Origin of the sequence: Flavobacterium sp. 270 (assembly GCF_004368785.1) — a bacterium.
Lineage (GTDB): Bacteria > Bacteroidota > Bacteroidia > Flavobacteriales > Flavobacteriaceae > Flavobacterium.
Map to the genome: position 1 here is coordinate 331,562 of NZ_SODM01000001.1, position 13,795 is coordinate 345,356.

A 13,795-nucleotide genomic window follows, 5' to 3' on the forward strand; every position below is an offset into this window, starting at 1 on the left:
CATATAAGTAATTTAAGTTCATATTAATAGGGTTTTCTTAAATGCACTTTGCTTTTTAAGTTCTTATCAATTCTCAAACTTAAATTTACTTACATAACTTATATGGTTTAAAAACTACTATTTAACTCAATCCAAAATCTTAGTCCCTCAGAACCTTTGAACCTTTGCAACTTTTAAAAAACCCATCTCACAAAAGCCTCCATCGCAGCATAACTTGCCAGACCTAACTCATTGTAAACATTGGCCGTTTCTCTGTTTCTGTCTTCGGCTCTCTGCCAAAATTCTCTGGCATCAGTTCCTTGAAAAACAACTCCGTCTTTTTGAGATTGGTGTTTGAAGATTCCATGACGTTTTGCCAAAACCTGATCCGGGCTCATTGGCACCGCCATTTCGACTTCGTCAATTCCCCATTCCTGCCAAGCACCGCGGTATAACCATAACCAGCAATCGTCCATAAAAGGTTTTGGTTTTAAAGCTTTTACAGCTTCAAAAATTGCATCCAAACAAACTTTATGCGTTCCGTGCGGATCTGCTAAATCTCCGGCTGCATATATTTGGTGCGGTTTAATTTTTTCGATTAAATCCATCGTCAATTGAATATCTTCTTTTCCAATTGGCTTTTTCTCGATTGTTCCTGTTTCGTAAAACGGAAGTTCCATAAAATGAATCTGATCGTCGGTTAAACCAACAAAATGACTGGTTGCTCTCGCCTCTCCTTTTCTAATTAATCCTTTTATATAGCGTACTTCTGGAATGTCGATTTCGCTGTTCTTCTTATTCTTTAAAAAAGTAACCGCTTTTTCGTAAATCGCATCAGCCTCAGGGCTTTTGATTCCGAATTTTTCGTTGTAATCAATTACGAAACTTGCAAAACGCAGCGCTTCGTCATCCGCGACAGCGATATTTCCAGACGTTTGGTAGGCAACGTGTACTTCATGTCCCTGCTCCTGCAGACGCATAAAAGTTCCTCCCATACTAATAATATCATCATCTGGATGCGGACTGAAAAGCAAAACGCGTTTTCTTGCCGGCTCTGCTCTTTCCGGACGATTAGCATCGTCTGCATTTGGTTTACCGCCTGGCCAGCCTGTAATGGTATTTTGTAATTTATTGAAAATCTTAATATTAATATCGTAAGCCGGACCAGAATCTGCCAGTAAATCACTCATTCCGTTTTCGATATAATCGGCATCGGTAAGCATTAAAATTGGTTTTTTAAGTTTTAAAGCCAAACCTAAAACCGCTTTTCTAGTCAGTTTATCTGTCCAGACTACTTTTTCTACCAGCCACGGGCTGTTGATTCTCGTTAGTTTTGAAGAAGCTTCTTTATCTAAAATAAAAACTGCATTATCGTGTTCCTGCAAAAATGAAGCTGGAACTCGATTTGTTACTTCATCTTCTACTGATTTTTTTACAATATTTGCTTTTCCTTCACCCCAAGCCATCAAAATAACTTGTTTGACTTCCATGATTTTTTTTACTCCAAGCGTGATTGCTGTTCTTGGTGTATTGCTTAATCCAGAAAAATCTTTACTTGCAGCAACTCTCGTAATATGATCTAAAGCAACCAAACGGGTTTTAGAGTTTTGAAGCGAACCCGATTCGTTAAAACCAATATGTCCGTTACCTCCAATACCCAAAATCTGCAAATCGATACCGCCCAAAGCTTCAATTTTAGCTTCATAATTGTGGCAGTAACCTGCAATTTGTTCTTTGGTCAAAAGTCCGTCTGGAACGTGGTAATTTTCAGGTAAAATATCAACATGATCAAACAGTAATTCTTTCATAAAACGAACATAACTGTTGATAGAGTTAGGCTCCATTGGATAATATTCATCCAGATTGAAACTAATTACGTTTTTAAAACTCAATCCTTCTTCTTTATGAAGACGCACCAGTTCTGCATATAGTCCTTTTGGAGAAGAACCTGTTGCAAGACCTAAAATACAAGGTTTATTTTCTTTTTGTTTGGATTGAATTAATGTTGCAATTTCCTGAGCTACTGATTTTGAAGCATCAGTTGAATTTTCGAAAACAATGGTATTGATGTTTTCAAATCGCTTTTCAAATCCTGTTGCTTTGTCTATTGTACTTTTTAACATTGTGAATATTTTTAAACTGTTTTTTCTTTTTAGATGGAATGTTTTTATTTCAAAAAAGACATGATTCGAGTAATAGCTCCTTCAAATTGTAATTTGAGTGCTTTACGTAATCCGCTTTTGGATTGAAATAAAATGTTTTTTTTAAGCTGTTGAACTTATTTTTTAACACATAGAAACATAGATTTTATTTTGACAAAAAGGCTATAAAAAGAAACTAGTTTAATGCTACAATAAACTGTTTCTCTATGTGTTAAAAGTTCACCTTACGTCTACCAACTTCTATATTTGTGCCCCTTATAAGCAAAGAACAAAATCATACTGTAAGCCGGTAATAAAATCAGGTATGCAATTTGATTCCCGCTTTTGGCTGTTTCATGAAGACCCGAAGCTGCATTTGAAACATTAATGGCATCGGCAACAAAACCGTATAATAGCGGAAATACTGCGCCTCCAATAATTCCCATAATCAATATAGCGCCTCCTATTTTTGTAAAACCTCCCAAATCCTGAAGTGCCATTGGCCAAATTGCCGGCCAGCAAAGTGAATTGGCTAATCCTAAAAGGGCAACTAAAATAATAACTACGGGTAATTGCGGAATTCCCGGTAACTGAACCATCATTTTAGGGGAAATCAAAACTATTAGCAGTACCAAAATAAACCCTAGAAAACCTGAAGCTTTTAAAGCAAAAACCTGGGAAACATATTTTGGAATCAGCGTTATTCCTAAAACGTAGCCCAAAACCATTGCAGTCATGGTAAACGATGTTAGTTTGAGATAAAAATCACCAGTTTCTCCGTAAACTCCTAATTGTTTTCCAAAACCTCCAATTGAATCTCCAGCCAATACTTCGGCTGCGATATAAACCATAAGTGTGATTACTCCAAAAACTAATTGCGGATGTTGGAAAGCTTCTTTTATTTGTTTGAAAATGCTAAGATGCATTACCTGCCCGTCTTCGTCTAAATTGATTTCCGGCAATGGAGAAAATTTCACCAAAATGGCTAAAACAAACATAATTATAGCCATATACAAATAAGGACTCTGCAATTGTAAAGCCAATAAATCTAATGCCTTTTCTTTATCTGCTGCACTTAAAACTGCTATTTTTTCGGCTGTATAGTCGCCAATATTAGACAATACCAAAGAAGTTAAGGCTAAAGGTGCCAGAAAACCTGCCAATTTATTTGCAATACCCAATACGCTGATTCTTGCGGCGGCACTTTCGCGCGGGCCAATAACGACAACATACGGATTTGCTGCAGTTTGCAAAACAGCCAAACCGGTTCCCATGACAAATAAAGCGATTAAAAAGAGCCCAAAAGTCCTTGCTTCTGCTGCAGGATAAAACAAAATCGCTCCAATAGCAATAACAAGTAATCCCAGCGAAATTCCGTTTTTGTAACCTACTTTTTCTATTAGAAAAGACGACGGAATTGCCATTACAAAATAAGCTATATAGAACGCAAAGGTTACAAAATACGCTTGTGATTCAGTCAATTCGCACGCTAATTTAAAAAACGGAATCAGAGGCCCGTTTAACCAGGTTACAAATCCAAAAATAAAGAATAAGGAAGTTAAAATAACCATCGGGATTAACGTGGTATTTTGTTTTTTTTCTAAAGTAATACTGACTTCTGACATATTTAAGCTTTATTTAAATTGTGAAATTATTTACTGACCAATTCCTGATGGTAAAAAAGTATGGTTTCTTCTAATGCCTGATCTATTGTATAGGAAGGCTTAAAACCTAATTGATTGAATTTTGACGGATCTGCTTTTGAATGTTTGATATCGCCGGGTCTTTCGTCTAAAAATTTTATCTGCGATTTTGAATTAGTGATTTTTATGATTTTCTCAGCCAATTCTAAAACTGATGTACTGTGCCCTAACGCGACATTGTAAGTTTCGTTACCCACTTGAGATGCCAGAATATTTGCTTTAACAACGTCTTTTACATAAATAAAATCACGTGTCTGTAATCCGTCTCCATAAATGGTAATGGGTTCGTTTTGAAGTGCTTTATTTATAAAAATTGGCACCGCAGCGGCGTAGGCAGATTCTGGATTTTGTCTTGGACCAAATACATTAAAATATCTTAAAGATGCTGTAGGAACCTGATATTGATCTAAATACATTTTTAGATAATATTCTCCATCTAGTTTTGTAATCGCATACGGCGTCATGGGTTCTGGAAACATGGTTTCTACTTTTGGCAGAACGGGATTGTTACCGTAATTGGCGGCCGAGGTAGAAAGCACGACTTTACAATTTGAAGTGTTTTTTGCTGCTTCTAAAATATTGATTGTTCCTATTGTATTAATTTCGATGCACTCTTTAATTTTCAGCAACGATTCCGGCACACTAACTAAAGCCGCTAAATGAAAAACTCCACTGGCTCCGTCTATTATTTCATTAACTAAATTTTCATCACGAATATCTCCTTTAACGAATTGAACATTCAATCCTTTTAAGTTTTCCTGAAACCCCGTTCTAAGGCTATCATATATTAAAACCTCATGTCCTTCATTCGATAAATGTTCTGCGATATGACTTCCTATAAAACCAGCGCCACCGGTAATTACGTATTTTTTCATTTTTATTGTTTTAATGATGCAACAAACTCCAAATTGTAATCTTCCAATTCTTTGAAATGTTCAGACATGCTTTCTATGAGCTTAAACTGATTTTTAGAACGGTCAAAATTATGCTCCGGATATTCTGTTTTGTAATACACATCGTCGTTTAAAAAATCGGTCAAAAAACGAAGCGCCATAATAAAAATCATCGATTTGGCTCCCAAAGGCAGATATTTGATTTCTAAAACCGAAAGTGACGTTTTTGTTTTTTCTAAAAATCCTTTTACATACGCTTTATAAAAATCTACATTGAAGTTGACAAGATTTAAATCTCTTTCGTCTTCGGCTGCAGTATTGCAGATTGTTCTTATCGCATCTCCAAAATCATAATGTACAATGCCGGGCATAACGGTATCGGTATCAATTACACAAAGACCTTTTTTATTCAAATCAAAAAGTGCATTTGATATTTTAGTGTCGTTATGGGTAACTCTGAGTTTTATTTTTCCAGCTTCTTTCAGCTTTTGCAAAACATGCATTTCTTCTTTCAGCTCTTCTACCAGTTCAATATATTCTTTTGCCAATTCTAATCTTTGCTGCGAAGCTTCTTTTAAAGCGGTATCAAACTGACTGTAACGGAAAGACATATTATGAAAATCGGGAATTACTTCTATCAGTTTTACGGCATTAAAATCACTCGTAAGATTTAAGAATTCTCCAAAAAGCTTTCCTCCTTCATAGGCAATTTCTACATTATTTACGGTTTCAAAAGTGATTCCTCCTTCTATATAAACCATCATATTCCAAAAATTCCCATCTATGTCCTGATAATAAGAAGCACCTTTTTTTGTATCAATAAAAGTTAAAACACGGCGCTTTAATTCCTCTTCTGATAAATGTTTTAATTTTTTCTGCAAATGCCTGCTTACCATTACTTTGTTGGCAATAAGACCGGGAACATCTTTAAAAACACCGCTGTTTATACGTTGTAAAACAAAATGCTGGTTATTTTGGCTTGTGATTAAATAAGTATCATTGATATGGCCGGAGGCTAGTTCTGTATATTCTTTAAACACTTCGATATGATCGAACTGTTCGAATATAAATTTTAAATGTTCGATTATCATATTACCAGAGATTAGTGGGATAAACGTTTTGGCTTCTTAATTTTTCTATTTCTTTTTTTACGATTTCTTTATCTTCTTTATACGTGACCCCAAACCATTTTGCATTTGACTGTAATACTTCCAGCGATGCGTTTTCTGATTTTAATATTTCGTTGACAACCGATGTTATAAAAAATTCTGCTTTTAGATCGTGTTCATTTTCTTGTAGAAATTCTTCAAAAAGAGTACCTCCAAATTCAAAACATTTTGGCGTAAAGCCCCAGAAATTCATCGAAACAATGGTATTTTCATCAATCGGAATAAAATCTCCGTTATCATCTTTACGCATCAATTTGCCGTTTATTTTTTCGATGTGCGTGCGTTCTGTAACATCCGTAAGGAAATTATTTTCGTCTACCTGACATTCGCCTCTGGAAACAAATCCGTGATCGGATACTGTATTTTTCAGTAAATAAGCCATCATATTAAAATGATAGGATTCTTTGTCCATTTCTGTCAATGCTTTTGCCATGATTTCAAACGCTTCTCTTCCATAAAAATCATCTGCGTTTATAATGGCGAAATTTTCTGTTACTTCGTCTTTTGCCATTAATAAGGCGTGGCCGGTTCCCCAGGGTTTTGTTCTTGCGGGATTTTGGTATTTTGCGGGAACATTATTAATTTCCTGAAAAACATATCCTACTTCTGCTTTGCCTTCTAATTTTTTGTTGAAGATTTCTTTGCATTCTTCTTCTATATTTTTACTGATAATAAACACGAATTTTCCAAAGCCTGCCTGAAGCGCATCATAAATCGAAAAATCCATAATTGTATCGCCTTCCGGAGTAAAAGTATCCAACTGTTTTAATCCTCCATATCTGCTTCCAATACCTGCCGCCAAAATCACGAGAGTAGGTTTACTTTTATTCATTTTTAATATTATATTAATTGGTTTATTATTTTTGGTTTTGTGCGATAATTTCCTTTTAAACTTCCCCCGAAAAATCAAAAAAAACTGCGCATTCTCTATCACTAATAATTCTACCCGAAAAAGAAATAAAATATATTAATATGATAAATTTTAAGTTAATAAGATTCATTATCTTAATATTATTTGGCTAAAGTATATATTAATATCTGATATAAAAAGAAAAAAGTGTTAAAATGTGTTCGAACACATTGAAAATGTTTTCGAGCACATATATTTTAATATTTTCTTATATCTGTTTTTTATATATATTTGTTTCTATATGGATAAAATCTACACTATAAAGGATATAGCAGAACTTGCAGGCGTCTCTAAGGGCACTGTAGACAGGGTTTTGCATAAAAGAGGAAAAGTCTCGCAAACGGCTCTTGAAAAAGTAAATGAAGTATTAGATCAGATCGATTATCAGCCTAATTTGATGGCCAGAAGTCTGAAAAATACCAAGATATATTCTATCTCTGTTTTACTTCCGGATCCTAAAAACGACTCGTACTGGCAGCCTTGTATTGATGGTATTCATGAAGCGAGAAAAGAATTTAAATCGTTTAATGTAAAAATTGAGATCTTTTTATTTGATCCTACAAGCACTGCTTCTTTTGTTGAAACCAACAAAATGCTCCTGCAGACTTCTCCAGATGCTGTTTTATTAGTGCCTTTGTTTTATAAAGAAGCTATTGAAGCTATAGAAAATTACAATTCTCTGGGTATTATCTCGAGCATTTTTAATAACCAGCTTAAATCCAGTTCTATAAAAGGTTTTGTTGGTCAGGATTTATTCCAGAGCGGCAGAATCGCGGCGAGGCTTCTTGATTTATTATTGAAGAAAGGATTAATCGGAATTATTCATATTGATGAGGATTATGAAAATGCGATTCACATGCAGGAAAAAGAAAAAGGTTTTAGAAATTACTTTGAAAGTCTGCCAACAGATACCTTTGAAATTGTAACCTTTAAGGTAAAACATCCACAATTTAAAAGTTCGCTAAAAGAGTTTTTATTAGCCAATCCTAAAATTGCGGGGCTTTTTGTAACGACTTCAAAAGCGTATCAGGTTGCAGAAGTTACTTCAAAAAATATAGCGCACAAAGTAGCACTTGTGGGTTATGATTTATTAGAAAATAATATTGAATATCTAAACAATAAAGTAATCGATTTTCTAATTCACCAAAACCCAAAAAGACAAGCTTATCTGGGTGCTGCGAGTTTGATCGAATATTTTATTTTCGAAAAAGAAATAAGCCCGGAAAAACTTTTACCAATTGATATTGTAAATACTGAAAATGCTAAAGATTACTTTTCGTAAATAATTATACAATTTCTATATATTTTGAGGTGAAGCCAGATTTAAAACACCAAAAGAGCTTGCAATGTGAAAGTTTGGCGTTTCTGTTTCCGGATTTACCCACGTAATCCATGTTGGCTCAAATGCTTCATTTCCTTTTTGGGTATATTTTGCCCTAAAAATTCCTGCTTCGATTGTATTGTCTTTTATTAAATTGAATGCTTTAAGTGATACAATACTAATGGCTATTTCAACTTCAAAATAATCTTTATTTATTGTTGATTTTACTTTTAAATCTTTATTAGGCCAATTCCAGTTATAATCAAATACTTTATGTGGTTTTGCGATAAAATCCATTATTCTTGGCGTTGGATCAATTTCCAGACAATAATACGGATCTAAAGAGGCATCGCTTCTCATAAATATTTCTACACGATCTGAGTTTGCAATACTGGCTTTTGTATGATCTGTTTTGTCAATATGAATTTGGTCGTCAAAAACTCTAAACGAAAAATAAATAGTATCCAGATCCCATAAAGCTCTAAATTCTATTTTATTAATTTCCACGTCTTCCCAAGGCGAGCAAAAATCGGTAAGAACAATGGCATTTTCCCATATTGCGTTATTAGCTAAACCTAGGGTTAATGTATTTTTCCCGATGCAATTTACTGTATATGTTTTCATTCTGTATTTTATTAAAAAAACTTTAATGCACTAATAGCAATCAGTGCATTAAAGTAAGTGTTATTTATGGGCTCGTAAAAATTATTTCACATATATTTTATGACTCGATATTTTATTATCTGCAGTAATCTGAACTATAATAATCTGCGGATTAATCTTTAAATCTGATATCTGAATTTGTGCCGCATTTACATTGTAAAATTCTTTTTTGAGCAATGCTCTATTATTCAAATCAAATAAAGAAACGGCTGCCGTTTTTACTTCTTCGCCAAAATTGATATTTAATTGTTCTGAAACAGGGTTCGGAAATACCGAAAAAGTTGTTACTGGTTCTTCTTGTATTTCTTCTACAACTTCAACTTTTGCAGCTTTGGCTGTAGAACCGGTTTGCAATTCAGAGCAACCAATATCTACACGGCCATTTCGCTTGCGGGTATCTTCATCAAAATCTAAAATTCCAGAATACGTACTGTTGTAAGTTGGATCTCCTTTGTCTGTGGCAAATGCGCCGCTAGCTAACGTAAAGTTGAATGCTGCTGCGTTGACAAATCCGGGAACACCTACTACAGCATTTACATCCTGACCTGTTGCTGTTGCAAATTGCGCAGCATTATAAGATCCTGTTGCAGTGCTTCCGTTAAAACTTACGCCTGTTAAATCAATTATAAAATCGGTTCCTCCTTCTCTGTAATAAAGATTGTAATTGGATACAAAACTAGAAACGGTATAACCATAAGAAGCTAAAAGTGCTTTTTTGCCTGTTGTAGCATACAAAATATTATTTTTGAAAGTAATTCCGGAACTGTTTTGCAGATGTACTTCGCCGCCATAAATATCTGCAATTGTTCCTACAGCAACGCCGCCAACAGTTGTAACTCCATTAATTACTGCTCCGGTTCTGTTTTTATAAAAGGTATTGTTGAAAATCTTTGTATTACCTACACTTGTAGTGTAACCGCTGCCAACAACACCTCCAAAAATAGCTCCTGTAATCACATTGCTGTAAACAGAATTATTGTTTACATAATGTCCTGTAGATTGTCCACCATTTCCTGTAGCCGTATTTTGTTCTGAACCAACAGAAATACCAACACCACAATTATAGACTTCATTTCTCTGGACCGTACAATTTAAAGCTCCGTCTATATAAATACCCGCGCTGTTTGCTACGGCACTCATACAATTAAAAACTTCGTTGCCAGAAATCACTCCGTTTCTTGCCTGATTATTGCTTGTTGCACCTGTAGAAGTGTAATTTCCGGCAGCTACAATTCCGATATTGGCAATATTATAAACTGTGTTTCCAGAAACAGTAAATCCGTTTACGTTTCCTGTTAAGGTTACAGCTTCTCCCCAACCCGTTGCGCAATTAGTTACTTCATTATTTTCCAGTTTTACATTGGTAATAGCGTAAGTGCCGCTTCCTCCGTCTACTTTTATTGCGTTGGCAACAATACCGCTGTTTGCGGGAATAGACGACAGATTGTTACTAATCCAGCCTATGTTTTTGACAATGCAGTTTTTGATCGTAATGTTATTAAGATTTGCCGTTGCTCCTGAATTTGCCAAAATCCAGATTCCTTTACTTCCGTTACTAATTTTATTAGAAATCGTTAAACCGTCGATTGTTACACTACTTGTATTTACAATTCCTAATACATAAGTGTCTGTGCTTGTCCAGCCAGAAGCATTGATGATCACTGCTGCTGAACCATTTTTTTGAATGGTCAATGGCTTTCCGATATAAATTGGACCTGTTGCAGGATAAGTTCCCGAAGCAACCAAAACCGTTCCGCCCGATGGCGCTGCCTGTACTCCTTTTACAATGGTTTTATAGGGCAAGGCCGCCGTTCCTGTACCTGTGGCATCATTTCCTGTAGTCGAAACATAAGTCTGGCAAAAGCCTTGTACAAAACAAAATAAAATTAAAAAAGTAATTTTTTTGATTTTCATAATCTTTAAAAATTTTGGGTTAATAATTAAACACATTACTAGGATTCTTATAAAATATAATTTCGAAATTTATCATGTGCAACAGGGTTTTAAACCCTAAAAATTAGACATAAACAGGTCATAGTCGATTGGTTAACTTTTTTGTTTTTAACCTATTAACTTCTTTAAAAAAAACTTTTATATCGTATTTTGAACTAAAGTAAATAATGTCTTTTAATTAACAATAAAAAACATCGAAAAAATGTGCTCGAACACATAAATACGTCAAAAAATCAATATTTGTAATATTTTTCAAACAAAACAATAGTCAGATAGAAAGTAAAAATCATATTTATAAAATAAAAAATTACAATTGGGTAAGAATGGTAATATACAATTAAAAAAATGGGATAGATTTAGAGTACAAATTATTTGGAGTTTTACTACAGCAACAGCAGATTATATTCTTGAATATAAAAAAAGAAAGCCCGGTTAAATAAACAACGAAATAAAGTCCTATCGTTTTATAATTATATAACACCTCAACAAAATTCTATAATTTAAAGCCTCTTCATTACTTGTACTTTTGGTTAAAGATTAGTTCTATAACAAACAGCAATCAAGCACCTTATGAAACATCCTCAATTTAATACCAAATCCTTTTCAAGCCAGAATAATAAATTCCATACACAATCCGATACCCATTTTATCGATGCAGAATTTATTTTTGAAACCCAAAGCAGCACTGAGCTGATTGACCTGCATTATAAATACGAAGACGAACCTGACTTTGACTGCGAATTCCTAAACACTGCCGTTTATGACTATAACGAAAACGAAAGCATGATCGATCCGGAACCGGAAGAAGACCTGACAGACCATTATAATGATCATAACTGGGATATGAATATCTACGACCCTTATCAGGAATCCTTTAATTACTAAGACAGCGAAAGGACTCCAAATTGTAATTCAATAAATATTTCCTATGAACCCGATACTAAAGAAAATCTCCGGTGTACTGTTATGCTGCCTGGCCTTCGGATCAGCTCAGGCGCAGCAGAAAGACAACGGTAAATGCCGTTACACTAAAACCCCCGAGGGCTGGCTGATGGTGCTTCGCGAAGGCGACAATGTCATCGCCCTGCTGGAAAACCTTGCCAGAGAACAGCAGATTCCTTCGGCGCATTTCACTGGTATCGGTTTTGCACAGCAGGCCGTATTTGGCTTTTATGATTTTGAGAAAAAGAAATTCAAACCCAAAACGTTTTATAAAGTAGAAATGAGCAACCTTACCGGATCTATTGCCTGGAGTGGTAATAATCCTTCTATTCACATGCACGGGACAGCCACAGATAAGACGTTCAAAGCTTACGGCGGGCACATCTTATCCCTTGCGGTGGGCACCGGTTCCATGGAAATCTATATCACAGTATATACCGAAAAACTCGAAAGAAAAAAAGAACAACCTCTAGATGCCAACGTGTTACAGTTGCCGTGCATCGAGTAAAACAGTATGATAAGCACAAAGAAATATAGCTTTTGGTTACATTTCGCGTATGTTGAAACAAAAAAAGCTCCAGATTTTCTGAAGCTTTGTCTTAACTGTTACAAAAAAGTACCGAACCTTTCAAAATGGCAGGTATACCCGTTTGGATTCTTCACCAGATAATCTTGATGATAACCTTCCGCAGGCCAGAATTTTGTAAAAGACTCTAGCTGCGTCACAACAGGCCCGTTCCACCTGTCTGAAACGTTTACAATCCCGATGACTGCTTCAGCTATTTCCCTTTCGGTTTCACTCTGAACAAAAATAGCCGACCTGTAACTTGATCCTCTGTCATTTCCCTGTCTGTCGACTGTTGTGGGATCATGCACACGGAAAAAATAATCAAGTATCTCTTTATATGAAGTCTGCCGGGTATCATAAGTAATTTCAATACCTTCTGCATGGCCGGGATGATTTTCATAAACCGGGTTTTCATTCTCCCCGCCGATGTACCCCACTTCTGTATCCACAACTCCCTTTCGTGCACGAAAAAGATCTTCCATTCCCCAAAAGCAGCCGCCTGCTATGTACGCTTTTTTAATATGTTCCATAATCCGTATTTTAAGTAAAAATGACTTCTAAAATAAAGTGTAAGATAATAAAATTACCCCATCTTACAGCACAGAAAGGCTGAACAAGTTTTAAATAATTGAGAAAAAAATAATTTAAGATTATTTTAAAGCAGGCAGCAGCGAATTAAGGATTTCCTGCAGGGATTTTATCAAATCAGTCAAATTACCCTGCTTTTTTAGAAAGCCTGCAGTTTTATGCTTTGCAGCCAGCTCATTTAAGGTATCATTGGAATGTCCTGAATAAAATACAACAGGAATATCCCTGAGGCCTTTAATGCTGCGAAGCAGTTCCAAAAATTCACTGCCGTCCAGATAAGGCATATAATAATCCAGAAAAATAATATGAGGAAACTTTTTAGCTTCCTTCAATTTCTTAAGAGCATCTAGTGCATTATTTTCCACAACGGTATTGATTGTATCATCAACAGCCTTAACAGCTGTGCTGAATATTTCTGCATCATCGGTATCGTCGTCAACCAGTAAAATGTAATGATATTTCATACTTCTAAATTAAAAAGACCGCTGATCGTATTCCTTATTAAATTTTACGCAGATGTTATGCAATTCCCAGCAACCTTTTAAAGATCACAATAAACATACATCAGATAAGTAACTCGTTCAAAAGAGATTATCTTTTAAAATAGATTATCGTTTTAATGTATAAAACCGACACGGGATTAACTGCGTATATTCATATAAACCTGTATTATGACTGTCAATTCCTATCGTTTACCTGCAAAGATCTACAGCTACCTTTCTGGAAATCAGGACCGGCTTGTACCTTTTGAAGAGCTGTGTATCTTTGTATATCCTTCCAGCAACGAAGCACAGCGTACAAATGAAAATTTTTCTACCGAAGCCGAATACCAGACACGGGTAATGGACATCTTAATCTTCCTTTCTGATCTTAATCTGATTACCTTAAATCAGCTTACAGACGAAAGCAGCATTAATCTGTCTGGCAGGAATTAAATATAAAAATCAGACATATTCTGGCTATTA

General features: G+C 35.1%; 13 protein-coding genes. 4 read left to right on the plus strand and 9 right to left on the minus strand.

Annotated elements, in window-relative coordinates:
• Positions 1–173: 173 nt before the first annotated feature.
• The 5 genes from nagB to EV144_RS01475 all read right to left on the minus strand — a co-directional run bounded on the left by nagB (position 174) and on the right by EV144_RS01475 (position 6,717).
• Positions 174–2,102 (minus strand): glucosamine-6-phosphate deaminase, encoded by a 1,929-nt coding sequence (nagB, locus tag EV144_RS01455; RefSeq protein ID WP_134145473.1) that lies wholly within the window; start codon positions 2,100–2,102, stop codon positions 174–176.
• Positions 2,103–2,371: 269 nt separating this feature from the next.
• Positions 2,372–3,745 carry a sugar MFS transporter gene (locus EV144_RS01460; protein WP_243854591.1) on the minus strand — a complete coding sequence of 458 codons (1,374 nt, stop codon included), beginning with the start codon at positions 3,743–3,745 and terminating at the stop codon, positions 2,372–2,374.
• 26 nt (positions 3,746–3,771) lie between these two features.
• Positions 3,772–4,698: an NAD-dependent epimerase/dehydratase family protein gene (locus EV144_RS01465; RefSeq protein WP_134145475.1), complete on the minus strand. Its 927-nt coding sequence runs from the start codon at positions 4,696–4,698 to the stop codon at positions 3,772–3,774.
• 2 nt (positions 4,699–4,700) lie between these two features.
• The gene (locus EV144_RS01470) at positions 4,701–5,807 is read right to left on the minus strand and encodes a phosphotransferase enzyme family protein (RefSeq protein ID WP_134145477.1); all 1,107 of its coding nucleotides are present in this window, start codon (positions 5,805–5,807) and stop codon (positions 4,701–4,703) included.
• A 1-nt stretch (position 5,808) separates the two neighbouring features.
• On the minus strand, positions 5,809–6,717 hold the full coding sequence (locus EV144_RS01475) for a sugar phosphate nucleotidyltransferase (RefSeq protein WP_134145479.1): 909 nt from the start codon (positions 6,715–6,717) through the stop codon (positions 5,809–5,811).
• A gap of 319 nt (positions 6,718–7,036) precedes the next feature.
• Here EV144_RS01475 and EV144_RS01480 point away from each other — a divergent pair, with 319 nt between their 5' ends.
• Complete coding sequence (locus tag EV144_RS01480) at positions 7,037–8,077, plus strand: LacI family DNA-binding transcriptional regulator (RefSeq protein ID WP_134145481.1); 1,041 nt, start codon at positions 7,037–7,039, stop codon at positions 8,075–8,077.
• 15 nt (positions 8,078–8,092) lie between these two features.
• Here EV144_RS01480 and EV144_RS01485 read toward each other — a convergent pair whose 3' ends face one another.
• Both EV144_RS01485 and EV144_RS01490 read right to left on the minus strand, forming a co-directional pair.
• Positions 8,093–8,740: a carbohydrate-binding family 9-like protein gene (locus tag EV144_RS01485; protein ID WP_134145482.1), complete on the minus strand. Its 648-nt coding sequence runs from the start codon at positions 8,738–8,740 to the stop codon at positions 8,093–8,095.
• A gap of 81 nt (positions 8,741–8,821) precedes the next feature.
• Positions 8,822–10,693, minus strand: a complete 1,872-nt coding sequence (locus EV144_RS01490) for a T9SS type A sorting domain-containing protein (RefSeq protein ID WP_166670523.1) — start codon at positions 10,691–10,693, stop codon at positions 8,822–8,824.
• A 609-nt stretch (positions 10,694–11,302) separates the two neighbouring features.
• On the opposite strand from EV144_RS01490, the gene EV144_RS01495 reads away from it, so the two are divergent.
• Together EV144_RS01495 and EV144_RS01500 are read left to right on the plus strand one after the other, a co-directional pair.
• Positions 11,303–11,617, plus strand: a complete 315-nt coding sequence (locus EV144_RS01495) for a hypothetical protein (protein WP_134145485.1) — start codon at positions 11,303–11,305, stop codon at positions 11,615–11,617.
• Between the two features lie 43 nt (positions 11,618–11,660).
• Complete coding sequence (locus tag EV144_RS01500; protein ID WP_134145487.1) at positions 11,661–12,182, plus strand: PPC domain-containing DNA-binding protein; 522 nt, start codon at positions 11,661–11,663, stop codon at positions 12,180–12,182.
• Positions 12,183–12,280: 98 nt separating this feature from the next.
• On the opposite strand, the gene msrA is transcribed toward EV144_RS01500, so the two are convergent.
• Positions 12,281–12,772 (minus strand): peptide-methionine (S)-S-oxide reductase MsrA, encoded by a 492-nt coding sequence (gene msrA, locus EV144_RS01505; RefSeq protein WP_134145489.1) that lies wholly within the window; start codon positions 12,770–12,772, stop codon positions 12,281–12,283.
• Between the two features lie 120 nt (positions 12,773–12,892).
• Positions 12,893–13,294: a response regulator gene (locus tag EV144_RS01510; protein WP_134145491.1), complete on the minus strand. Its 402-nt coding sequence runs from the start codon at positions 13,292–13,294 to the stop codon at positions 12,893–12,895.
• 207 nt (positions 13,295–13,501) lie between these two features.
• Between EV144_RS01510 and EV144_RS01515 the strand changes: the two genes are divergently transcribed.
• The gene (locus EV144_RS01515) at positions 13,502–13,765 is read left to right on the plus strand and encodes a hypothetical protein (protein WP_134145493.1); all 264 of its coding nucleotides are present in this window, start codon (positions 13,502–13,504) and stop codon (positions 13,763–13,765) included.
• Positions 13,766–13,795 lie beyond the last annotated feature (30 nt).

Coding starts and splice junctions, on each gene's coding strand:
- EV144_RS01460 (WP_243854591.1), bottom strand. CDS start 3,745: ATGTCAGAAGTCAGTATTACTTTAGAAAAAAAACAAAATACCACGTTA.
- EV144_RS01480 (WP_134145481.1), top strand. CDS start 7,037: ATGGATAAAATCTACACTATAAAGGATATAGCAGAACTTGCAGGCGTC.
- EV144_RS01485 (WP_134145482.1), bottom strand. CDS start 8,740: ATGAAAACATATACAGTAAATTGCATCGGGAAAAATACATTAACCCTA.
- msrA (WP_134145489.1), bottom strand. CDS start 12,772: ATGGAACATATTAAAAAAGCGTACATAGCAGGCGGCTGCTTTTGGGGA.
- EV144_RS01515 (WP_134145493.1), top strand. CDS start 13,502: ATGACTGTCAATTCCTATCGTTTACCTGCAAAGATCTACAGCTACCTT.
- EV144_RS01500 (WP_134145487.1), top strand. CDS start 11,661: ATGAACCCGATACTAAAGAAAATCTCCGGTGTACTGTTATGCTGCCTG.
- EV144_RS01470 (WP_134145477.1), bottom strand. CDS start 5,807: ATGATAATCGAACATTTAAAATTTATATTCGAACAGTTCGATCATATC.
- EV144_RS01475 (WP_134145479.1), bottom strand. CDS start 6,717: ATGAATAAAAGTAAACCTACTCTCGTGATTTTGGCGGCAGGTATTGGA.
- EV144_RS01495 (WP_134145485.1), top strand. CDS start 11,303: ATGAAACATCCTCAATTTAATACCAAATCCTTTTCAAGCCAGAATAAT.
- nagB (WP_134145473.1), bottom strand. CDS start 2,102: ATGTTAAAAAGTACAATAGACAAAGCAACAGGATTTGAAAAGCGATTT.
- EV144_RS01510 (WP_134145491.1), bottom strand. CDS start 13,294: ATGAAATATCATTACATTTTACTGGTTGACGACGATACCGATGATGCA.
- EV144_RS01490 (WP_166670523.1), bottom strand. CDS start 10,693: ATGAAAATCAAAAAAATTACTTTTTTAATTTTATTTTGTTTTGTACAA.
- EV144_RS01465 (WP_134145475.1), bottom strand. CDS start 4,698: ATGAAAAAATACGTAATTACCGGTGGCGCTGGTTTTATAGGAAGTCAT.